Below are 23,487 nucleotides of genomic sequence, written 5' to 3'. Positions count from 1 at the left end.
CATCTCAGCTTTTGGCCGAATAAATATGAGTAACACATCAACGCTGTACCTGTTTCTACCCTTTTTTAATGGTATGACAGGAAAGCTTGTCCACAAAAAACGGCATTTTAACCAGTATTTTGCGCTGCACATAATACGAAAAACGTCTAAAGGACTGACATTTATGCCCTTCGAGATATATTCGCACTGCACAAAGGGCGGCTATTCTACCACCATCTGGGAAAATATTAAGGGGTTATTGAGCATTCTTTAGCACAAACAGATTTAATACCCGCCCCTCATATAGGACCCAATACTAAAGACATAGCTAAATTAGTGCTATTTATTAGCTTTGCTCAGCTCAAATTGAGCGAAGTTCATCAATAGATTAACTTTCCTCACTCCCTTTCTTAACTAATTGATTTACAATAGCGTCCTTATTCTAGTAGTCGCTGATTCAGGTATTTAACTGTGACAGATAAAACTTTGATGGAAACGCTTTCAGAGAGCCTTAAAAAACGCATTATGATTCTGGATGGTGGTATGGGCACCATGATTCAGGATTACAAGCTTGAAGAAGCGGATTACCGCGGCGAGCGTTTCGCTGACTGGCATATTGAGGTTAAAGGTAATAACGACCTTTTAGTGCTAACTAAGCCAGATATCATCAAAGCGATTCACAAAGAATACCTATTGGCCGGTGCGGATATCATCGAGACCAATACCTTCAACGCGACCCAGATCGCTATGGCTGATTACGAGATGGAATCACTCAGCCGTGAGATCAACGTAGAAGCAGCACGTCTTGCTCGCGAAGTTTGTGACGAAATCACAGCCGAAACACCGGATCGCCCACGCTATGTAGCAGGTGTCCTTGGCCCGACAAACCGGACTTGTTCTATCTCTCCTGATGTAAACGATCCGGCTTTCCGTAACGTTTCCTTTAATGAGCTAGTTGAAGCGTACACAGAATCTATCGACGGTTTGATTGAGGGTGGTTCTGACATCATCCTGATCGAAACTATTTTCGATACCCTAAATGCGAAAGCGGCTATCTACGCAGTAGAAACTTACTTCGAAGAAAACGACATCCGTCTGCCTGTAATGATCTCCGGTACGATCACCGATGCATCTGGTCGTACCCTTTCCGGTCAGACAACCGAGGCATTCTGGAACTCCGTTCGCCACGCTAAACCAATCTCTGTTGGCCTTAACTGTGCGCTAGGTCCTAATGAACTACGTCAGTATGTAGAAGAACTGTCTCGTATTTCTGAGACTCACGTTTCTGCTCACCCTAACGCAGGTTTACCAAACGCATTTGGTGGTTACGATGAAACGCCAGAACAGATGGCCGAAGAGATCGGCGAATGGGCGCAGTCTGGCTTCCTAAATATTATCGGTGGTTGCTGTGGAACAACCCCAGCACACATCAAAGCGATTCGTGAAGCAGCCGAAAAAGCTGAACCGCGAAAGCTTCCAGATCTTCCAGTAGAGTGTCGCCTATCAGGCCTTGAACCAATGAACATTGGCGAAGATACCCTATTCGTTAACGTAGGTGAGCGTACCAACGTTACCGGTTCTGCGATGTTCAAACGTTTGATCAAAGAGCAGGACTACGAAACAGCGCTGGATGTTGCACGCCAACAAGTTGAAAACGGTGCCCAGATCATCGATATCAACATGGATGAAGGCATGTTGGATGCTCACGCAGCGATGGTTAAGTTCCTTAACCTGATCGCGTCTGAGCCAGATATCGCTTGCGTACCGATTATGATTGACTCCTCTAAGTGGGACGTTATCGAAGCCGGTCTTCAGTGCATCCAAGGTAAAGGTGTTGTTAACTCGATCAGCCTTAAAGAAGGCGAAGAGAACTTTATCGAGCAAGCGAAAAAACTTCGCCGCTACGGTGCAGCTGTCGTGGTTATGGCCTTCGACGAAACAGGTCAGGCCGATACTTACGAGCGTAAGATCGAGATCTGTGAACGCTCCTACCGCGTACTTGTTGATAAAGTGGGCTACCCACCCGAAGATATCATCTTCGACCCGAACATCTTTGCCGTAGCAACTGGTATCGAAGAGCACAACAACTACGCAGTCGACTTTATTCAAGCAACAGGCTGGATCAAAAAGAACCTACCTTACGCGAAGATCTCCGGTGGTGTATCCAACGTATCCTTCTCCTTCCGTGGTAACAACCCGGTACGTGAAGCGATCCACTGTGTGTTCCTTTACCATGCAATTCAGCAAGGCATGGATATGGGTATCGTTAACGCGGGTCAGTTGGCGATCTACGATGACCTCCCAGAAGAACTACGCCTAGCAGTAGAAGACGTTATCCAGAATACCCGTGAAGACGGTACTGAGCGTCTACTGGATATTGCTGAAAAATACCGCGGCGATGGCTCTCAACAAGAAGATACTAAAACGCAAGAGTGGCGCGAGTGGGACGTTAACAAACGTCTTGAGCACGCACTGGTTAAAGGTATCACCGAATTTATCGAAGACGACACCGAAGAAGCACGTCAAAACCACGACCGCCCACTTCATGTAATTGAAGGTCCATTAATGGACGGCATGAGCGTGGTAGGCGACCTGTTCGGTGCCGGTAAGATGTTCCTACCTCAGGTAGTAAAATCTGCTCGTGTAATGAAAAAAGCCGTTGCTTACCTAATGCCGTTTATCGAAGAAGAGAAAGACGGCGCGAGCAGCTCTAACGGTAAGATCGTGCTGGCAACCGTTAAAGGTGACGTACACGATATAGGTAAAAACATCGTCGGTGTAGTACTGCAATGTAACAACTACGAGATCATCGATCTTGGCGTAATGGTGCCAGCAGAAACAATTCTACGTACTGCGCGCGAAGAGAACGCTGATCTAATCGGCCTATCTGGTCTGATCACCCCATCTCTAGATGAGATGGTTCACGTTGCCAAAGAGATGGAACGTCAGGAATTTAATATTCCACTACTGATCGGTGGTGCAACTACATCTAAAGCCCACACAGCGGTTAAGATCGATCCTGTATTCCATCGCGATCAAGTAGTACACGTAACCAACGCATCCCGTGCAGTAAATGTTGCTTCTAGCCTACTAGGTGAGAAGAAAGAAGGTTACGTAAAAGAGATTCAAGAAGAATACCAAGCAGTACGTGATCGTCACGCTGCCCGTATGAACGACAAGCGTCGTGTCACACTTGAAGCTGCACGTGAAAACAAATACCAGATCGAGTGGGATAACTACACCCCACCAGCACCGCTAAAACCGGGCATTCATGTATTTGATGATATCGCCCTAAGCGATATTCAAGAGTACTTCGACTGGACGCCATTCTTCCACTCGTGGGAGCTAGCAGGTCGTTACCCTCGCATCCTGAATGACGAGATCATCGGTGAAGAAGCGACGCGCCTATTTGCAGATGCTCAAGCGATGCTAAAAGATCTGGTTGATCAGAAACTACTGACCGCTAAAGCGGTTGTTGGTATCTTCCCAGCGAACAGCGTTAACCACGACGATATTGAGCTATACACAGATGAGAGCCGCAGCGAAGTACTAATGCAGCTACATCACCTACGTCAGCAAACTGAAAAAGTCGCTGGCAAAGCCAATATGTGTCTAACCGACTTCGTAGCGCCAAAAGAAACCGGCAAGCAAGATTACCTTGGTGCCTTTGCGGTCACTGCAGGTCATGGCTGTGATGAACTGGTCGAGAAATACGAAGCGGATCACGATGACTACAACTCCATCATGGTTAAAGCCTTGGCAGACCGTTTTGCCGAAGCCCTAGCTGAGATGATGCACGATAAAGTGCGTAAAGAGATCTGGGGTTACGCATCTGACGAGCAGCTATCTAACGAAGATTTGATTGCCGAGAAATACAAAGGCATCCGCCCTGCGCCAGGTTACCCTGCGTGCCCAGAGCACACAGAGAAAGGCCTGCTTTGGGAACTGCTAGACGTTGAGAAGAACACAGGCATGACCATCACCGACTCTTACGCAATGCTGCCAACCGCAGCGGTAAGCGGCTTCTACTTCAGCCACCCTGAATCACAGTACTTTGGTGTTGCGAAAATCAGCGAAGACCAAGTAGAAAGCTACGCCAAGCGTAAAGGTATGGAGATGTCTGAAGCTGAGCGCTGGTTAGCACCTAACTTGGGTTATGAGCCTGAGGAAGGCTAACGCCTTCGGCTTAGGACGGCTTCGCCTAGAGGACGCCTACGGCTAGAGAACGCCACTTCGTGGCTGTTAGAAAAAGCAAAAAAACCGAACCTATTGGGTTCGGTTTTTTTATGCCATAAAAAAGCTACTGAATCTATACTTATGCTTTAAACAACAATTCCATTAAAGCTAGAAATAATATCAACAAAATCAGCACTATGTCTTTTGTTTAAAATCTTACAACCTTGATGAATACTATAATCTAGTGAATTTACACCATCGATTTTTGAGTATTTTTCGTTTTTATACTCTTCAGTCTTAAGTGTTGATGTTAAGATTACCTGGCCGCCAATTGTCTTATATATACCCAGCATCTTTTCTTCTTTACTTGAGGATAATTCCCCATCGCGAAATGAGTCTATTATTATAGGAAAATCATGGTCCACTATTTTTTTAAGAGCAACCACTTTGCAAAAGTAAAATTCTTGGCCTTCACTACCTGAGAAAGTAGACCCTCTCTTAGTAAAAATATCCTCAAACACTAGATTTCCACTTGGATCAACGACCCGATATAAATCATTCATTTCTTCTAACAATTTAAGGTCAAAGCCATTTCTATTTTCTTTTAAATCAGTAGTTATATTCTCAAAAGATCTTAATTCACTTTCAAACTGTTTAATCTTATTAGAAACAACAAACAACTCTTCATCATAATCAACATCTTTGATCGCCTCATCCTGATATAGAATAATTTCCTTAAAATTAGGAGGCGTATATTTCATTTCTTCGTTAATCTTACTTTGCAAATTATTTATATCTTGAGAAAGATCCATAATAATTTCAGATTTTTGAGAAATATTATACTCGATAGACCTAATTATTCCTTGCCTTACATCTAAATTACTAATTTCAAATGTCAAATCATTGTTAGAGTAAACTATCTTATCACTACCACAATCCGCACATTTAACATCGCCCTCTTTCAACTCCCTGTTCAAAGAATTAAGCTCTGAAATTAACTGTTCCAACCTAGACCTTCTGTTTATTTCTCTTTGCCTCGTTCTTTTGGCCTTAGAAATATCATTATTTATTCCTGAAATAGCTCTAATCTTTCTTTGAACAGATTCAGAGTCATAAAACTTTGAAGAAATTTCTGCTATCCTTGGATTTTCTCTCACGATAGATATCTTTTTTCTGATATCTTTCTGCTTTATTTTAAGGCTTTTAATTTCCTCTTTTATATTATTTATTTCATCAATGCTTAGGTGATTACCAGACAAGCCAGCTATTCCATAAACCATAGATTTAAAATCAAGCTTATTAAACCGCCCCTTACTAATGAGCCCTGAAGGGTTTCTGTTATCTTGACCAATGAAGAAAATTTCATAATACAAACTTAAATCAACAAGTGTATTCCTACCATCTTTTATAATTGCAGGAATAGGCATTACATACCTATCTAAGAAATATCTCAACTCCCCTATACCATTAAATATCTGCATAAATCCATCGTATTTAATCGCTATAGAGTTCTTCTTTCTCAGAAATTCATAATCAACACCACCAACTTCAATTTTTGAATAGAAATATTTTTCGTTATATTCAAAGGAGCTCGGAAAAATAGCTTCATAACCAAGGGAAAACATTAACCCTTGCATAACTAAAGTTTTCCCTCGATTATTATCATCACTAAATATAATATTCACTCCATCTTTAAATCGTTTTTCTATAAAAGCCTCGCCCGAGTCACCAAAAGCAACCATTTTAATTCGCATTATTCATCCCTGTTTTCACTAAAGAAATCATATATAGCAATGTATCTTTCTCAAGGTATTCATTTTTCACTTTAACCATTGAACACAAACAATCATATATATAGAAAACGTCGCCACCAGGATTTTTCTTTATCAAATAAATTATATTTTCCGTAACTTTCCAAAACTCTTTACACCCATTTTTGTCGAAAAATGCTCTGCTTAAATTCTCATTACACTCTTGAACCAAATCTTTAATATCTTCCAAGTCAAAATCTTTAACAACAGGATAAAAATCAAACGGAACGCCAGGGAATGAAAAAACATCTGTACCTACTAACCTACTTATAAGAAGTGTATTAATATCAACCTTTGTAATATGCCGATTAAACTTGATAACTTCAGAAGGCTTTTTTATTGTCTCATTTTCAATATATGAATTCTTCAGAGATGACTGAAAATCTCTAATTTCTCTAAATATACCTTCATAAATTTTTTCAGAAACTGCCTTTTTGTTTTTAAAGCCCGATATTCTTTTTATATATGTGCTTATTTTTTTATTATCTTCAACAAAAACAACTTTAGATAGAAAATCACAAAAAAGTGGCGGAACATCTCCGGAATCGTTCTTATTTATTTTATTCAATAAGCTTTTTTCTATTCCTTTCTTCTGCTTCCCCTTTATATTTGAATACCCATAAATATTTTTTTTATCATCTACCAGATAACCTCTATCTAACTTAGGAATAAACAATACATAGTCATAGAATTCTATAGAAGAAACAAAATTATCATAAAGAGTATAAAGGCTTTCACCTATCTTCGATGGAGGCAAATAAGAATGATTTTTACTTTGAACATCCCAAAGCTTACTAAAATCCGAATTTAACCCTGTAACATCATTGAAACAATCTACAGCTACAGTCTCAATCTCATCACTATCTTTTCGCATTCCTAATAAATATAGCAACGACTTAGTTTCAAAATCAGAAGCCTTCTTATTATTAATTTCTGTATTTTTGAATGTATACAAGTAAACCGTCCTTGTTAGACTAGTAATTTTAAAAATCTATAGTTGAGAGCCCTTTTATACATCTAATCTAAAGCTAATATCTAGAACTAACCACTATCAGTAGTTGTAGCTACGATCCCTTAATACGGAAGAGATAAATAAAACGATAAGGATTAAAGGGGTAAAGCCCTTTTAGACTCCCAAATCTAAATCTAAATCCTAGCTTACTCATTCCCTCTCCTCCCAATAGCCCGGCCTTTTGCGATTATGCATAACAGCCAACACCAAAAAATGACTTCTGTAGGTGGGGTATAGATGACGGAAAAAGGGAATTTATTTAGGAGGAAACGACGTGTTCTTGCACTAAAAGCAGGCCACGTATTTGGTTTTTCTCGGATAAGCCTAAATGAATATTCAAGCTCGATAAGAAAGTCATCACCTAACCCTTTGGCTTGCTCTTCATACCACTGGTATTCAGTTCTGACTTCTTGGCTCACATCCGGGTGAAATTTGATATCTGGCATCCTAGCCCTTTACTTTACCTGCTGTTTTATCTCTTCCCAAGATATAGCTTTAGCTTCGCCAGATAACAAAGCATCATGCCGCTTTTCAGCTAACTCTTTCCAAGCTTGCTCAACATCTTCATCCTGTGCTGAATCCAGTGATTCAATCAGACGATGAGCCACAAGCGCCTTCTCCTTTGGGGACAAGGAGTCTATTTCATCAATAACTCTTTCGAATGCAGCTGACATAGAGCCTCCGATTAATTTCTGCTCTCAGTCTAGCATTACAGGATATTCAAAGCACATAGCAAAGTATGTTTAACAGACGGCTTTGGCTAGAGAACACCACTTCGTGCCTGTTAGCTGTTAGTGGCTTGGAAAAACCATTGCTCCGATCCCCCCTTTAAAAATCTGACTCCCATTTACCAAAAACTTACCTTCTCGGATTTATTTAAAGCTTGTTTTATTGATCTGCTCAATGGTTTTAAACCATGCAGAAAGTTAAATTTGTTAATCATATATTTCTATTTCGTGACGAACGGAACACTTTGGAGCTACATGATAATTCCTGATAATTCGTCCATTTAGGCGTAAACCTGAGGAGTAAAACGAAAGTGGATATCAACCAACTCGACAAACTAGAGCAGGCAACACTCTTCGGCAGACCTGAAATCGTCAGGCTGGGCTACGCAATCCTCTTTATTGTAGGGGTCATTATGTACAGTTACTCAACGGTGGGTAACGTTCCAAACGGGATTATGCTTGTTGCTGCTGCCATGATCGGTGGTTATATGGCGATGAATATCGGTGCTAATGATGTGGCAAATAACGTTGGTCCAGCAGTTGGTTCCAAGGCATTATCATTGACCGGCGCCATTATCATTGCTGCAGTTTTCGAAGCTGCGGGGGCTTTACTGGCCGGTGGTGATGTCGTTAGTACGATCAAAAAAGGGATCATCAATCCTGAAATAATTCAGGATGCGGATACATTTATCTGGCTAATGATGGCTGCCCTTCTCTCTGCGGCGATATGGCTTAATATCGCCACTTCATTAGGCGCACCTGTTTCGACGACCCACTCCATTGTGGGTGGCGTATTAGGCGCGGGTATGGCTGCAGGGGGGGTTGCTGTCGCCAATTGGGACAAAATGGGCATGATTGCCGCTAGTTGGGTTATCTCCCCTGTCATGGGTGGAGTAATTGCTGCATCCTTCCTAATGCTCATCAAAAAGAACATTACTTATCAGACCGACATGATCACCGCAGCCAAAAAATGGGTGCCTATTTTAGTTACTGTCATGGCTTGGGCGTTCTCTACTTACCTTGCCCTGAAAGGTCTGAAGAAAATCTGGAAACTAGACTTTACCACTGCCGCATTAATTGGCGCTTTAGCGGCTGCCGTTGTCTATGTGATTGTAAAACCCATGATTAGATCTGCGGCCGATAAACTTGAGAACACTAAAGATTCCGTTAACTCTTTATTCACAATCCCATTAATCTTTGCCGCGGCACTGTTGAGCTTTGCTCATGGTGCGAATGACGTTGCCAATGCGGTTGGTCCGCTTGCCGCCATAAATGATGCCATTATGAGTGGTGAAGTATCTGCCAAGGCCAGCATACCAATATGGGTAATGATGATTGGTGCCCTTGGTATCGCGCTCGGCTTAGCCTTATACGGTCCAAAACTGATCAAAACGGTGGGTTCTGAAATCACAGAACTCAACCAGATGCGCGCTTTCTCTATCGCAATGGCAGCAGCAATTACCGTAATCATAGCTTCCCAGCTAGGGCTGCCAGTATCTTCAACCCATATTGCCGTTGGTGGGGTTTTCGGTGTTGGCTTCTTGCGTGAGTATCTGAAAGCCAACTATGCGAAGAAAATCGCAGAGATACACGCACACCATCCAGAAGAGGACGAAGAGAAGGTTCAGCAGTTCATCGAGACATTCGAGAATGCGAGCATCGAAGAAAAAGGCCTGCTGCTTAAACAGCTAAAAGAGCACAAAGCGTCTGCTGAACTGAACAAGAAAGAGCGCAAAAGCCTGAAGAAAATCTACCGTACAGAATTGGTTAAACGTTCGGCATTGTTAAAGATCGCTGCGGCCTGGGTCATCACCGTCCCTGCGGCAGGCATCATGGCAGCCATTCTTTTCTTCACATTACGAGGAATGATGCTAGAAATATAGATATAGCCTATTTTTCAATAAGTTAAATACTACATGTAATTCTACCTTTTAGGCTGGTTATATTATAAAAATCGAAAGGGGCAACGCTCGTAAATGTTCAGGAAGATAATTTTATTCACCATGCTTGCGATTTTGGCTTGGGGTTTCTGGATCAGTCCGAACTTCAAGGAAATTGCTGCCGGCGTTGCTATTTTCCTTTTCGGGATGCTTGCCCTTGAAGAAGGCTTCAAATCCTTCACTGGCGGAGTGTTGGAGCGAATACTACGTAAAACGACCGATGGCCCATGGAAATCACTGACATTTGGTGTGGTCAGCACCTCTGTTATGCAATCCAGCTCATTGGTTTCGGTTATTACTATCTCTTTCTTGAGTGCCGGCCTTATTGGCTTAGCCGCCGGAATCGGAATAATTTTTGGTGCTAACCTTGGCACTACCACCGGCGCTTGGTTAATTGCAGGCTTGGGCATGAAGGTAAAGATTTCTGCCTACGCTATGCCAATGCTGGTATTCGGAATTATTCTGATTTTCCAGAAATCGAGAACGATGAACGGCATCGGCTATATTCTTGCGGGGCTCGGTTTCCTATTCCTCGGCATTCACCATATGAAGGAAGGTTTTGAGGCCTTTCGCGACACTATTGACCTGACCGCTTTTGCAGTTTCAGGCTATGCCGGGATTATGCTTTTCACCCTCATCGGTGTAGCCGCGACTGTGATTATGCAGTCCAGTCATGCAACCTTGGTAATCATAATTACCGCGCTGGCGGCACAGCAGATCACTTATGAAAACGCTTTGGCCCTAGCCATCGGTGCCAATATAGGTACTACTATCACTGCCATCATTGGCTCGTTGAGTGCCAATGTGCAGGGTAAACGTCTGGCTGTAGCCCACTTGATATTTAACATGGTCACTGCGTTCATCGCCATTGTGTTTATCTACCAGATTGCCAATCTTGTAGATGGGTTCAGTGCTTGGGTTGGTATTGCCGCAGATGATTACACCTTGAAGCTGGCCGTATTTCACACCATTTTCAATGCAATCGGTGTGGTTGCGATGATGCCTTTCATCGAGAAACTGGCCAACTCTTTGACTACAGCTATGCCTGAAACAGTGCAGCCCAGAGAAAAACCTATCTATCTCAATGAGGCAGTTGAAGAGCTACCAGACACAGCGATAGAGGCAGTGCGCAAAGAGACGTTGAGATTGTATGACAATGCATTCGCCATTCTCGCCCACGGCTTGAGTTTACATCGAGATGATATTTTGTCGGATAAAGATCTTGAAGATGTCGTCAGGCAAGACAATCACGTGATTCCAATCGATTTTGACGACGAGTACGAAAAGAGTATCAAAGGCCTCTACAGTGACATCGTAAAGTTCATCAGTAGCGCGCAATCGAATATGACCCCGGAACAAAGTGATGAGTTATTCAGGCTGCGCGCCGCAGGACGCGACATTGTGGAAGCAATTAAAGATACCAAACACATGAACAAAAACCTTTCACAATACATTCTCTCCCCAAACTGCCATATCCGAGCAGAATACAACAAGTTCCGTATTCAACTGGGTAAACTGATGCGTGAACTGGATAATATTCGCAATGATGATGAAGATGCTTCAAACATTCTTTCTCTAGATAATCTAAAGCTTGATATGAAAGCAAATGACGTGACTGTAAACGGTGAGATGGAAAGGCTGATTCGCGACAAAAAAATCACTGCAGTCATGGCAACATCAATGATGAATGACGCCAACTATGCTTATGGTGTTGCCAAAAACCTGATCCAGATGGGTGAGTCCCTATTCGCTAGCGGAAATTTGGATATGAATGAGGCAGTGCGCAGCGTGGCACTTAACGATGATGAAGTTGCCGAAATTCTCGAAGATAACAAATAACATCTCAGCATGGATTGATTGGAGTTAAGATTGTGAAACTGCTTAAGCTTTTAGAAATCACCCAAGAATATCTCAACGATGAGAAGCTGAAAAAGGGTGAACGAAAGAGATGCCTTAAGGACATCCAGCAAAAGTTAAAAAAGAAAAAGAAACAACTAAAAGAAAAAATTGCTGATGAACAAGATGAAACAGAAAGAAACCTCCTGAGTAAGAAACTCGATATAGTCACGGCTCAACGCAAAAAAGTCATTGCAGCGCTTAAGGAGCTAGATTAAGGCATTAAAGGAGTATACCTGTCTCAAAAATCCAGCTAAACACTAACCACTATAGCTGCGGTCACTAGATACAGAAGCCCCTATTCTTCTCAGCCACCTTCGTATAGTATCCGCCCATCAATTAGACGATGAAAATCACGTCTCAATAGCGAGCCTACTCACTAGGGTTTGGTTAGCTGCCTTCTTTCCACACTTAAATGACGCAATCGAAATGCCTGATATCACGATAGTAACGCACAGCGGTAATTTTCATGCAGATGATGTTTTTAGTATCGCTGCGCTTAGAGCTGTTTTTCCCTCTTTTAAGCTAATCCGTACACGTGATGAAGAGCTTATCCGTCAGGCTGATATTGTGGTTGATGTTGGTGGTGAATATGAGCCTGACTCAGGTCGGTTTGATCATCACCAACGCGGTGGTGCCGGTGAGCGTGAGAACGGTATTCCCTACTCCTCATTTGGATTGATTTGGCAGAAATATGGCGTTGAGATTTGCCAAGGCAATGCTGAAGTCGCTCAAGCGGTGGATGCGGATTTGGTTTCTGCCATTGATGCGATCGATTGTGGTTATGGTGATGGCGTTGCAAAAGGGGTGAGTCTGAGCCAAACCATCTCTATGTTTAACCCAACTTGGCAAGAAGATACGCATTTCGATGAGGGCTTTGATGAAGCGGTAGATTTTGCATCGCGTGTTTTAAACCGCTTTATTGCATCGGCTGACGGCGGGATCAGCGCCAAAGATATCGTCGCTAAAGCTATAGAGGATGCTGAAGACCCTCGAGTGATTGTGTTAGAGCAGTACACCCCTTGGAAAAGAACCGTACACGCTCTATCAAAAGAGGCTTTGTATATCGTTTATCCATCCGATACAGGTCAATGGCGTATTCAGGCCATTCCAGTAAAACCCGGCTCTTTTGAGGATAAAAAGTCACTGCCTAAATCATGGGCAGGATTATCCGGTAAAGCCCTTCAAGATGAAACGGGAATCAACGATGCGATGTTCTGCCATAACGGCTTATTTATCGCAGGCTGCGAGTCCTTTGCTAGCACAATGAAAATGGCTGCATTAGCGCTCGAAAATTAGAATACCCAAGATGCCATAGAGCTTAATCTTAGCTCTATGGTTCTTCATGTTTAGACGCTTCCCAGTATTTGCTTTATCCTGTCCAGAGGAAGATTAATATCCTCATAAACACGGAAGCGTTTTAAGTTGTTAGCTAAGTTTCTTTTACTGATCAGCGTTCTTTTTATTTTACTAGCCATACCTTTTGCGCTGGTAAAAATAACAAATGCTGAAAATAGGAAAACGCCACGCAACCTCTCCGGTATCACCTTCTATCGCAAGCACCCAAAGCTTCTAGAACTAAGGCGAAAAGTCACGCATATAGATGTAGTTAAATGGCACAACCGAGTCAGCGTGTTTTGCATAATACTTGGCGCATTTACTATCGCATTAGCAGGTTATTATCCTGAAGAAACAAGGGCGGAGACTGTTGTTCGATCCTTCGTTACCCTCTTTGGGACCTTTCTCATATCACACAGTTTACTCTCGATTAAACGAGGAAAAGCCGTGTTAATTTTGGCTGTTAACTACGAAACGGTCTATCGTCAAAAAGAGCCTACACATTTTTGGTGTTTGGTAGTGATTGAGTTTTGCTTCGCGATTATTTGCCTACTTTCCACTCAAATTTAGTACTGCAGAAAGATTAATACCGTTTTAGGGTAATTGATTACATATCCCCGAATATTCAAAGCCAGCCCGAAATGGCCGATTAGATGAGCTTTGAACCACCTCATTCTGATCCAAACAGATTAGACCCACGTAAACAGATGCCTAACCAGTCAATAGAAGCCGGTGATGCATGAAAACCACTCCCAATTCATCAAGTACAAACAAGCCCTCTTCCAACAACAGACTTCCATGCAGAGGCTGTAGAAAAACATGTAAGCATTATCACACTTGTGAGGGCAAACCTTGGCGGGTGAATAAAGCTCAATTCTGAACTTAGCTTAGTTGTACATATAACCCAACATCGACAGGAAATATGATGAAGTCACTCGTCATTGTGGCCCACGGTAGTAGACGTGAACGCTCTAACAACGAAGTACTTGAGCTAACGGCCTCACTCCAGAACAAAATTCAAAATGAATACCCGATTATCGAGACAGCATTTCTTGAATTAGCGCGCCCTTCGATCGAGGAAGCAATAGATAAGTCCATCCAACAAGGATCGACTGACATAAAAATACTGCCCTATTTTTTATCTGCAGGTATACATGTTCATGAAGACATCCCTCAAGAGGCAGAGAAAGCATCTATGAGGAATAAGCACATCAGCATAGAGGTGCTCCCACACCTTGGAAGCTCACTGATGATGCTTGGGTTACTAGAACAGGTACTTGTTACACACGACACAATAGACAGTGCGATTGCTAGTTAGACTTAACTATTCCCCTAATTTTCACGGCCTTCTCAAAGTGATCAAGCTGGTGAGTTTTGATCCACCACTCGGCAGCTTCCATTAATAGCTCTGGATCATCATTTTTGTTTTTGAAGAATGCATAGAACGAGATACCTACATTGTCTCCCTTACTCGCAATCTTCTTATCGCAGACTTCGATGATCTTCTTTCTTAAACTTTCTCTCATTAGGCTGCTTTACTCACCATCAAATAAAATATTCCGATCACACCTAAAAATGCAGGTACACCCAAGCTATACCAACAAAACATTAAACGCTTAATACCTTGTAGATCCGGCTGATCTGATTCTAGAAGTTTTGCAACTTTGATCTGGATAAACACCACTGGAAGCCAGCACGCCCCTACTAAGATAAAGAGGCAGATGCTCCAATATAACCATGGTTGCTGCCAGCTAAATCCGGCTAGATACATCATACCTATACCCGTTAAGGGCTGGATAACGACGGCAGGAGTAGTGAAGATCCAATCAGCAAGAACGACATTTTTCGCAACGATTCTAAATGTAGATAAATCGCCACTTAGCTGCGCTCGCCACATATAGAAAGCAGTGCCTAATCCGGTACCAAACAGAATTGTGGATGAGAGGATATGGATCAATTTTAGCGTCATGTAATCCATCAGCGTACTTGCCTCATCACCATATAAACCAGTATGAGAGGAACTATCGCAAGATTTTTTAGGAGTCCGCCTAATGGATCTAACCAAAGCTCTGGAGCCATTACGCCGAGTAAACTGCTATAACCCAGTGTACTGAGTAACATCAGCCAGAGGGTTAAGTTCTCTCTGTATCGAACCAGTATCATCAAGCCCAATACCAGATCTAAAACACTAGTAAGCATTACTAAACTAAAATGCCACGCTTGCGGGAAACCGACAGCTGATAAGATCGGAGCAAAGCCTTCTGGCTCAGCACAAAAACCAGCGGCTGCAGACATAAACCAGATCACCGTAAGTAAAAACCAGATCAGAGGCTGGATGAGGAAAAGCTTGGCATGCCAACGATCTTGAACAAAACTCGCCTGCTGATTAAAAGCGGTTGTTACGCTTCGTGGTTGTGCTTTGAATTGTTGCTGTGCGGCTGGATCATTCAGCACATTACCCTGCTGTAACATCGTCCAGATAGTTTTGTTTAAAGGCCCTGCTTTGAGCTTATCGCCAATAGTACAGCTGAGGTTGATTAACCCCATGGGAACATTGATAGAGCCTCGGGTAGGAATATCTAACCAGCCTCTTACAGCGGTAAGGTAATCTTTGATGCTGACGGTATCAGGCCCACCAATTTCGATAACACCAGATATAGACTCTGTGGTTGCAGCCTCAACCATTAACTCTGCAAGATCTTCTAAAAGAATCGGTTGTATCGCTTGCTCACCTTTCCCCGGCAATAACATTACTTTTGGGAAAGCTGCTAAACCTCGAAGCATGGAAGAGCCACCATAAGAGCCTCTTAACGAGGTTACCACCGACGGTCGAAGCACCGTAGCAGAAGGCATGAGCTCTAATAGCTGCTGATCAAATCGGTGTTTACTCGCAATAAACTCGCCCTGCTCAGGCTCACCTAAAGCAGATAGCTGTATGTATCGTTTAATCCCTTTCTCATGACATGCTTTAGCCAATGCTAAAGGCGCTTTGATATGAACGGTTTCGAAATCGTTTGCAGAGGAGGCTCTTAAGATACCGGCACAATTAATAACGCCATCTATACCGTCTAATAGAGGTAACCAATCAGCAGGGGTTAAAGCCGTTTGGAGGTTTTGACTAATCCATTGAAGATTTGGTCGGCTAGTTTTACCAGTAACACTGCGCCCAACCGCAATCACGCTATGCTCATGAGCGAGCAGTGCTTCAACAACAGCACTGCCAATAAAACCATTTGCTCCAGCGACCAAAAACTTCATAAAAATCCTTTTTTATAGCATTAGGTTACTGAGCATATCGGATTGAAAATGCCTATGCACCTTTTCTATACCTGAAAGACCGACATTAGAGATGGGTGCTTAAAAGATATTCTGAGCTCTTTACGTGTTCTCAAAATGCTGTTTCAGAACACCTTCAAGCAGTTCATAACGTTTAGGAAGTGGACGGTATTTTTTCTGCACTCTGTACACAGGCTCTTTAACGACTTCGGTTAAGTCAGCAATTTCGATGGCTTCATAATAAGCAGACCCCACAATCGAGGATTCTGGCAGTACGGTAAACCCCATGCCTTCAGCCACTGGCAGTATGATCTGACTTAGCTGGTTGATATAACCCGACTGCTTTATTTTCCCCATCCCTCTGAAATGTTCAGCAAAATTACTTTCCAATACCTGATCAGCGTAATGATGACCGTCTGGATGATTGATAAAGCCTAACGCCATTAATCCATTCCAATCGGCGTCAAATCCTTTAGGTATAACGAGGCATAATGGATCATGCCCAAGGAGATCCTGCTGTAGCTCAACATCATTGATCAATTGAGTCACTAAGCCTAGATCGACTCTGTTGTCTTTTATCTGTTTAAGAATTTCATGATTGGGTGCCGCTTCCATACTGACGCATAGCTCTGGATAACGCTTCTGTAATTGCAGTAGATCAGGGTAAAGCTTTGTCACCATAGATCCTGAACAGGCGAGTTTGATTTCACCCTTTTCTGCTTGAACGTCAGTTAATCTATCTAAAAGAGCAGACTCTGCCTGAAACTGTTTTTGCGCGAACTCATACAACTCTTCACCCGCTTCGGTTAGCTCAAACTTTTTACCGAAGCGACTGATAATCGGGCAATTCAGATGAGTCTCTAGTTTCTTAATATGCTGGCTAACCCCCGGTTGCGTCATATGTAATAACTCAGCCGTTTTCGTGAAATGTTGCGTTTCAACAAGGGTAATAAAAGTTCGGAGATGATGCGGATTAATCATAACAATAAATTATTATTTTGATTTCAAATGATAATTTTTAATAAGCATAACCTCTTTATAAACTGCTTCCAATAAATCTTGTTGGAGCATAACGATGAATCAACCTTATCCACGTACTTTCTCTCATATTGGTATCTCTGTACCTGACCTTGAAGCCGCAGTGAAATTCTATACCGAGGTTCTAGGTTGGTATCTGATTATGGAACCAACTGAGATAACTGAAGATGACAGCGCCATAGGCGAGATGTGTACCGATGTGTTCGGCCCTAATTGGGGCTCTTTTAGAATCGCACATCTATCTACAGGCGATCGCATTGGTGTTGAGCTATTCCAATTCAAAAATCAGGAGAATCCTGAAAATAATTTTGAATACTGGAAAACGGGCATCTTCCACTTCTGCGTTCAGGACCCAGATGTCGAAGGCCTAGCCGAAAAGATTGTCTCAGCTGGCGGTAAAAAGCGTATGGCTAAACCACGCTATTACTACCCAGGTGAAAAACCTTATCGCATGATTTACATGGAAGATCCATTCGGCAATATTCTCGAGATCTACAGCCATAGTTATGAACTGCATTATGCGGCGGGTGCTTACTAGATTTTTCAGCGATGATTACAAAATATTATAGGGTTAGCGGCTTAAGCTCAGGTAGATCCAAAATACCATGACGTTAACAGAGCGCTTTTGATAATCTATTCTGCAGCTCTAATCTCCATATAAACAAGGAAACACTTTAAATTAATAACTATGTTTCTTCTAATATTAAGCTTTATTTTGGTATTTCTAGTAATGCCTTTTAGGCTGGTAAACATCATAAAATCAGAAGAAGCTAATAAATATATTTGACATTGTTTTATTCCGAAAACACCCCAAGCAATTTAGGAGCGTGCCGAATGAACCTTGAACAGCTTTTAAATGACCTTGAACAATTAGGGCTCGAGAACGATGAAGCCCAATCTAACCGATCTAAAAAGTATCTTAATATCACACGGGATACAGGTGAATTTTTAGCTGTTTTAATCAAGGCAACTGACGCCAAAACCGTACTTGAGATCGGTACGTCTAATGGCTATTCAACACTTTGGTTAGCCTCTTCCCTTCCAGATGATGGCCATGTTTTTACTATTGAAAATAACAGCCGCAAGATCGATGAAGCCTTAGAAAATTTCCGTAAGGTCGCACTAGACTCAAGGATTACGCAACTCGATGGTGACGTTGTAGATCTACTAGCTGAGCTTCCTCAGAACATTGACTTTATTTTCCTGGATGCAGATAGAAGCCAATATCTAGCAATAGCAGAACAGCTTTTCAGTCTTTTAAGAGAAGGCGGCATACTCGTTTGTGACAATGCGGTTTCTCATAAAGAGGAGTTGGAAGGGTTTAATGCCTGGATAGAAGAGCAAACAAATTTGAGCACTTCTTTAGTCCCTGTCGGGAAAGGCGAATTGCTTGTCTATAAAGACTGATCAATCAGATTGCTAAGCAAAATTATCCGGCCGTATGGAACTAACAAAAGGTACAATTACTATTTTGGTTCTGGCTGCTCTATCTATCAGCCTGTTTAGCTTTATGCTTTTTTTCAGAGCATTTGTTTACGCAGATATGTATATTGCGCCAAACAATCCTTACGGCATATCCGATATAATCGAACTATTGTTGGGTTTTTTGTTTCTCCTTTTATCTATATTCTCTGGCGTCGTAGCCTTGGTGCTTTTATTTAAAGGCGTAAAGCAATCCAAAATAGCAGCTTTCCGATTGATCGGTCTGCATCTCGTTTTGTATTCAACTCACGATTTTCTTCATTCTCAAGCAGCTCTGCTTAGTTCATATCCGCAATAAATCTGCACACTATTCACCCAACTAACTTAAATAAAACTGTACGTTAAGCCTGTCACTTAAAAGCACTCGACCCTATTAATTACAGTATTAGCTATCTCCTATAGTAACTGTAATTATAGATCTGTATTATACGCCCCCAAATGCATTAACATCTTTAAAAACAACTATTTAAGGAACAAATATTGTGAAAAAGACACTACTAGCTACAGCGCTTATCTCTGGAATTTTATCACAAGCTGCAATGGCAGATTCTAATTTCTATCTAGGTGGTGGCGTAGGTAAAACTAGCGTTGATTACGTAGAAGTTACTGGCGCAACAATCACTGATGATTCAGATACTAGCTGGAAGTTTTTTGCTGGTTATAATTTCAATAAAAACTTTGCTGTTGAATTTGCTTATCAGGATTTAGGTGAGAACTCTGCCGATGTTCTAAACGTACCGGTTAAGATTGATGGCGATGCATACTCATTAGCGCTATTAGGCAAACTACCAGTGGGTGAAAAAGCAGAAGTTTTTGCAAAACTAGGTTATGCACGTATTGATGCAGATGCTGACGTTGCGAATACAACTGTATCTGAAAGCGAATCAGATGTTCTTTACGGGCTTGGCGCTAACTACTCGGTAACTGAAAAAGTCGATCTTCGTTTAGAGTGGGAACGCATGGACTTTGAAGACGAAGTGGACACTGTATCTCTGGGTGTAATCTACAATTTCTAATACCTAGATAACTCTTCATAGGTTAAAAATGCCACCTGATTAGGTGGCATTTTTTATTTAATCGAATCGGATACGTACTCTAAAATCTCTACAGAGTTGCACTACCTTCATCTATTCGTTAACCGATGACTTACCATACATGGGCAATACAAAGCACAACACTCCTAAGAAGATATAATCCAGCATCTGGTTTACAGCGGACCATTCTTGCAAAATATAATGCCCTACCAGCAAGCTCAGCATAAATCCAAACCAACCGTACATAGTGTAAGCTTTGAGTCTAGGCAGCAACAGGGCTAAACCTAAGCCCACTTCGATATACTGAATACAGCTTAGATACATATCGATCAGGATTGCAGGCAGTTGAATGCGCAGATCCCCTTGGAATAAGCCTGAGTAGTAATTTACAAAGCCACCGTCACTAAAAAATTTACTGGTGCCAGCCGTTATCAAGATAATAGCCATGGTAATGCGAACTATGCGCTCAGCATCTCTCAACCTTACCGATAATTATCACTGCATGTGGGAAAGTAGATCGCAAAATTGAAAAGGCATTATGGAAAGAGCTGGATCAATACAAACAAAAGCACAACACCATTTACGAAGAGATAAAATCAATTATTGCTGAACCAAAAAGTGTAGAATGGCTAACAGATGAAACACGGTTAAATGCGAGTAACTTCGATCACTTTCTTGCGCAAAAGAAAAATGAGATAACTGCAGAATATCTAGAAACAGAGATTGAAGATAAGAGAGAATTTAAATATTTATGCAATTTGCTACCTTCAGCTTACGAACTGTAGATAGGACGCTTTACCTCAATTTCGAAAGTCCGACACAACACCTCAGAGTTTGGTAATTTGCTCCCTAAAATGAACAGAAACCTCTCAAATATATAACACTGTTAGGAAAAACCTAGTATTCATACTTATAAGCTCATTACTACTATTCACGCTTAGCCATTATGAGCTTTTCTCAACAAGAAGCTTAACATTCACCATGTAACAACAGTACTAGTCATCAATAACTTGGGTTTGTACTTACAATTCTGATAAGGGGTAAAAGTTGTTGGACGACAAAAAAATTATTTTTTTTGGCTCAGTCGGAGCAGGCAAAACAACTGCAATTAGGACTATAAGCGAAATAGACTGTGTCGATACCGACGCAAACACTTCAGACAGTACATCTAAAAGAAAAAAAACAACTACCGTAGCCATGGACTATGGCTATATTACGACTACAAATAATCAACGTATTCATTGCTATGGCGCACCAGGTCAAGAACGCTTCCAATTTATGTGGGAGATCATAACCACTAAATTGGCGCTTGATTGTTCTGGCCTGATTTTGTTTTTGGACAACACCCGAAATTATCCGCAACATGACCTAAAATTCTATACGCAGCATTTTCGTCACCTTACACTTCATAAACCCTTGATTGTGGCTGTAACAAAATCAGATGAAGTAGCAAATCCTACCCATGCCGAATACAAAGGATGGTTGAACGAGCTCAATATAAACGCGCCTATCTATTTTATTGATGCTCGAGAAAAAGAAGACATTCTCTTTTTACTTGAAGAGTTGGTTCCCACACCAAGAGTGGCTCATACTGAGGTTAGTACAACCATAGCAATCGACGATGAGTTAAACCTAGAAGAAGTTATTCAGTACTCCGCCCCTAAAATTAATTTCTCTGATAAAGTATTAGGCAGGATTTCACTCCTAAAAGGAGTAAAAGGAATCGCCTTAATTTCCCCTGAAAACAAGTTAAATCACTCAACGTTAGAAACCCACTTTCTTGTAGAACTTTTACAATTTTTAACAAGTGACTCGTCCTCCTCAAATAAGTGTCATGATAACCATGGAACGGTGAGCGTTGACCTGAGAACTGAAAATAAGTACCACTATATAATTCACTATATAGACGGTTTCATTCTAGCGGTGCTTTGCTTTAAGGAAATAACTCAACTTTCCCTGAAGCAACAAATTGAAAATATATTGCAGTGGTGATCTGTATAATTGGGTTTTGAAATACAAAAATGCCACCCTTGAGGTGGCATTTTAAATTAATCGCTATAGGACCATTTAGATCATAGCTGGAACTTCATCACCAATTGATTAAGTTCGTGCGCTTCTCTTCGAATCTGATCAGTTGCCTCAACCACACGATCCGTATCACGCTTCGTTTGACCTGCAATATCAGAAATATTTACCACTCGATTATCAATATCCGATGCTACAGATGACTGCTGCTCAGCTGCAGTAGATATCATGGTGTTCATTGAAGAGATCGTATTTGCAGAGGAGATAATCTGCTCAAGTACCGCAGCTGCAGAGTTTGCAAGTTCGCTACTGCGATCGGCAAGATCAGTACTAACACCCATAGAAGACACTGCAGATTCTGCTTTGCTCTGTAGACGTTCTATAATCTGCTGGATCTCTTGCGTCGATTGCTGTGTGCGCTGCGCTAAGGTACGTACCTCATCAGCAACAACCGCAAATCCACGACCTTGATCACCAGCACGTGCCGCCTCGATCGCCGCATTCAATGCCAATAGATTTGTTTGTTCAGCAATGTCGTTGATCACAGAAGTTACGTTACCCACGGCAAGTGTTTCCGCTTCAAGCTCTTTAATCGCCGATGCTGTTTTATTCAGCATTGTTAGCATCTCTTGTGCTTGATTACCGGATTGACCAACAACATCACCACCACTCTTAGCATGAGTGTCAGTCTCTTGCGCGGCTTGCTCTGCTTCTACTGCATTGTTAGCAACTTCCTGTACAGTTGCACTCATTTCGGTCATAGCCGCCGCAACCAGTTCAATATCTTCGTACTGGCGACTAACACCATTGCTGGCATCTGAAGTGGCTTCAACAACATTAGTTACATGACGCTCAGTGTTGCGCGCAACCGTCTGAACCGTTTTCAACAGATCACCTACATGGTTTAACATGTTGTTGTAGGCGTTGAACATCTGCCCTATTTCATTATCGGTATGGGAGATATCAAAACGATGCGAGAAGTTACCCTGACCAACTTCTACCATGCGTGCGTTTAAACGCTTGATGTTATTCATCAGCATGCTCAAACCAAACACTCGACCAAACACAACCAGCAACAGGATGCCGACCACGCATACAAACGCAATTAACAGCTGGTTCATGCTTGTCGCGCTAGCTTGTGTGGTGAGCATACCCACCGCTTTATTCATCTCTTTAAGAATTACCGGTGACTGCTTGGTTATTTCAGCAAGTGTAATATCAGTTGGTTGATTCACATGACTGTTAATCAGTGTTTTATAACTACCCCATAGTTTATCAACGTGCTGCATCTGCTTAACAATCGCTGGATCTTTGATTGGATTCATACCCAACGCTGCATCACCCAACATAAGTTTTTTGTGGGATGACTCAAACAATTCCATGGTTTTACGAAGGGTGGTTTGTTGCTCAACATTTGCAGCAACTAATAGTGCTTCTTTTGCGATTTTCTGACTCAACATGCGCTGACGACCTGCCATATCAATGGTCTGAGGATTGATCGACATGCTGAAGTAAAGACTGATTCCTGAAGATGCGGCCAGTATAAATACTAGGGCATAAGACAGGGTAAATTGACTATTAAGAGTTTTAAAACCACAGGTTCTTAAAACTGTATCGATTACATTAGCTAGAGACCGGAACATGACCCCTCCTTGGCTAGTGGAGAAATAAACTTAAGAGAATACAGAAATAACTAAGCAAAGAGACATCAGACCGAACTCCCGCTCTAGTTTTGTGCTGCCATTGTATGCA

The 23,487-nt window shown here is 41.9% G+C and carries 22 protein-coding genes; 12 read left to right on the top strand and 10 right to left on the bottom strand.

From position 1 onward, the window contains the following. The first annotated feature begins 468 nt into the window (after window positions 1-468). Window positions 469-4,155: a methionine synthase gene (gene metH, locus ACMXYS_RS06745; RefSeq protein WP_415898238.1), complete on the top strand. Its 3,687-nt coding sequence runs from the start codon at window positions 469-471 to the stop codon at window positions 4,153-4,155. 146 nt (window positions 4,156-4,301) lie between these two features. Here metH and ACMXYS_RS06740 read toward each other — a convergent pair whose 3' ends face one another. From ACMXYS_RS06740 to ACMXYS_RS06725, 4 genes are all read right to left on the bottom strand, one after another. Beyond that, window positions 4,302-5,909, bottom strand: coding sequence for a hypothetical protein (locus ACMXYS_RS06740; protein ID WP_415898023.1), 1,608 nt, complete (start codon window positions 5,907-5,909; stop codon window positions 4,302-4,304). After that, window positions 5,899-6,921 carry a hypothetical protein gene (locus ACMXYS_RS06735; RefSeq protein WP_415898022.1) on the bottom strand — a complete coding sequence of 341 codons (1,023 nt, stop codon included), beginning with the start codon at window positions 6,919-6,921 and terminating at the stop codon, window positions 5,899-5,901. Before ACMXYS_RS06735 ends, ACMXYS_RS06740 begins: the two co-directional genes overlap by 11 nt. Window positions 6,922-7,124: 203 nt before the next feature. After that, window positions 7,125-7,424 carry a type II toxin-antitoxin system RelE/ParE family toxin gene (locus ACMXYS_RS06730; RefSeq protein ID WP_415898021.1) on the bottom strand — a complete coding sequence of 100 codons (300 nt, stop codon included), beginning with the start codon at window positions 7,422-7,424 and terminating at the stop codon, window positions 7,125-7,127. A 9-nt stretch (window positions 7,425-7,433) separates the two neighbouring features. Beyond that, window positions 7,434-7,652: an addiction module protein gene (locus ACMXYS_RS06725; protein ID WP_415896010.1), complete on the bottom strand. Its 219-nt coding sequence runs from the start codon at window positions 7,650-7,652 to the stop codon at window positions 7,434-7,436. A gap of 365 nt (window positions 7,653-8,017) precedes the next feature. On the opposite strand from ACMXYS_RS06725, the gene ACMXYS_RS06720 reads away from it, so the two are divergent. From ACMXYS_RS06720 to ACMXYS_RS06695, 6 genes are all read left to right on the top strand, one after another. Continuing rightward, window positions 8,018-9,589: an inorganic phosphate transporter gene (locus ACMXYS_RS06720; protein ID WP_415898020.1), complete on the top strand. Its 1,572-nt coding sequence runs from the start codon at window positions 8,018-8,020 to the stop codon at window positions 9,587-9,589. A gap of 93 nt (window positions 9,590-9,682) precedes the next feature. Then, entirely contained in the window at window positions 9,683-11,485 is a 1,803-nt protein-coding gene (locus ACMXYS_RS06715) for a Na/Pi cotransporter family protein (protein ID WP_415898019.1), read from the top strand. A gap of 32 nt (window positions 11,486-11,517) precedes the next feature. Next, a complete protein-coding gene (locus tag ACMXYS_RS06710) occupies window positions 11,518-11,760 on the top strand; it encodes a hypothetical protein (protein WP_415888442.1) in 243 nt (80 codons plus the stop codon). 211 nt (window positions 11,761-11,971) lie between these two features. Continuing rightward, a complete protein-coding gene (locus ACMXYS_RS06705) occupies window positions 11,972-12,841 on the top strand; it encodes an MYG1 family protein (protein ID WP_415898018.1) in 870 nt (289 codons plus the stop codon). A gap of 126 nt (window positions 12,842-12,967) precedes the next feature. Continuing rightward, on the top strand, window positions 12,968-13,450 hold the full coding sequence (locus tag ACMXYS_RS06700; RefSeq protein ID WP_415898017.1) for a hypothetical protein: 483 nt from the start codon (window positions 12,968-12,970) through the stop codon (window positions 13,448-13,450). Window positions 13,451-13,805: 355 nt separating this feature from the next. After that, window positions 13,806-14,198, top strand: coding sequence for a sirohydrochlorin chelatase (locus tag ACMXYS_RS06695; RefSeq protein WP_415898016.1), 393 nt, complete (start codon window positions 13,806-13,808; stop codon window positions 14,196-14,198). Here ACMXYS_RS06695 and ACMXYS_RS06690 read toward each other — a convergent pair. The 4 genes from ACMXYS_RS06690 to ACMXYS_RS06675 form a co-directional block, all read right to left on the bottom strand. After that, entirely contained in the window at window positions 14,191-14,406 is a 216-nt protein-coding gene (locus ACMXYS_RS06690) for a DUF6500 family protein (RefSeq protein WP_415898015.1), read from the bottom strand. The two genes, ACMXYS_RS06695 and ACMXYS_RS06690, sit on opposite strands and share 8 nt — an antisense overlap. Then, window positions 14,406-14,858 (bottom strand): DUF2269 family protein, encoded by a 453-nt coding sequence (locus ACMXYS_RS06685; RefSeq protein WP_415898014.1) that lies wholly within the window; start codon window positions 14,856-14,858, stop codon window positions 14,406-14,408. Before ACMXYS_RS06685 ends, ACMXYS_RS06690 begins: the two co-directional genes overlap by 1 nt. Next, entirely contained in the window at window positions 14,858-16,138 is a 1,281-nt protein-coding gene (locus ACMXYS_RS06680) for an SDR family oxidoreductase (RefSeq protein ID WP_415898013.1), read from the bottom strand. Before ACMXYS_RS06680 ends, ACMXYS_RS06685 begins: the two co-directional genes overlap by 1 nt. 120 nt (window positions 16,139-16,258) lie before the next feature. Further along, complete coding sequence (locus ACMXYS_RS06675) at window positions 16,259-17,137, bottom strand: LysR family transcriptional regulator (RefSeq protein ID WP_415898012.1); 879 nt, start codon at window positions 17,135-17,137, stop codon at window positions 16,259-16,261. Between the two features lie 94 nt (window positions 17,138-17,231). Between ACMXYS_RS06675 and ACMXYS_RS06670 the strand changes: the two genes are divergently transcribed. From ACMXYS_RS06670 to ACMXYS_RS06655, 4 genes are all read left to right on the top strand, one after another. Continuing rightward, entirely contained in the window at window positions 17,232-17,732 is a 501-nt protein-coding gene (locus ACMXYS_RS06670; protein WP_415881549.1) for a lactoylglutathione lyase family protein, read from the top strand. A 296-nt stretch (window positions 17,733-18,028) separates the two neighbouring features. Further along, the gene (locus ACMXYS_RS06665) at window positions 18,029-18,601 is read left to right on the top strand and encodes an O-methyltransferase (RefSeq protein WP_415898011.1); all 573 of its coding nucleotides are present in this window, start codon (window positions 18,029-18,031) and stop codon (window positions 18,599-18,601) included. Between the two features lie 34 nt (window positions 18,602-18,635). After that, a complete protein-coding gene (locus ACMXYS_RS06660; RefSeq protein WP_415898010.1) occupies window positions 18,636-18,974 on the top strand; it encodes a hypothetical protein in 339 nt (112 codons plus the stop codon). Window positions 18,975-19,158: 184 nt separating this feature from the next. Continuing rightward, the gene (locus tag ACMXYS_RS06655) at window positions 19,159-19,692 is read left to right on the top strand and encodes a porin family protein (protein WP_415898009.1); all 534 of its coding nucleotides are present in this window, start codon (window positions 19,159-19,161) and stop codon (window positions 19,690-19,692) included. A 111-nt stretch (window positions 19,693-19,803) separates the two neighbouring features. Here the strand turns inward: ACMXYS_RS06655 and ACMXYS_RS06650 are convergent, their stop codons facing one another. Continuing rightward, window positions 19,804-20,157 carry a hypothetical protein gene (locus ACMXYS_RS06650; RefSeq protein WP_415898008.1) on the bottom strand — a complete coding sequence of 118 codons (354 nt, stop codon included), beginning with the start codon at window positions 20,155-20,157 and terminating at the stop codon, window positions 19,804-19,806. 600 nt (window positions 20,158-20,757) lie between these two features. Between ACMXYS_RS06650 and ACMXYS_RS06645 the strand changes: the two genes are divergently transcribed. Continuing rightward, entirely contained in the window at window positions 20,758-21,702 is a 945-nt protein-coding gene (locus ACMXYS_RS06645) for a GTP-binding protein (protein ID WP_415898007.1), read from the top strand. An 80-nt stretch (window positions 21,703-21,782) separates the two neighbouring features. Here ACMXYS_RS06645 and ACMXYS_RS06640 read toward each other — a convergent pair whose 3' ends face one another. Next, the gene (locus ACMXYS_RS06640) at window positions 21,783-23,378 is read right to left on the bottom strand and encodes a methyl-accepting chemotaxis protein (protein WP_415898006.1); all 1,596 of its coding nucleotides are present in this window, start codon (window positions 23,376-23,378) and stop codon (window positions 21,783-21,785) included. Window positions 23,379-23,487 lie beyond the last annotated feature (109 nt).

It is taken from the genome of Neptuniibacter sp. QD57_21 (genome assembly GCF_047778075.1).
GTDB lineage: Bacteria > Pseudomonadota > Gammaproteobacteria > Pseudomonadales > Balneatricaceae > Neptuniibacter.
This window is presented reverse-complemented; position numbering and strand designations above follow the sequence as displayed.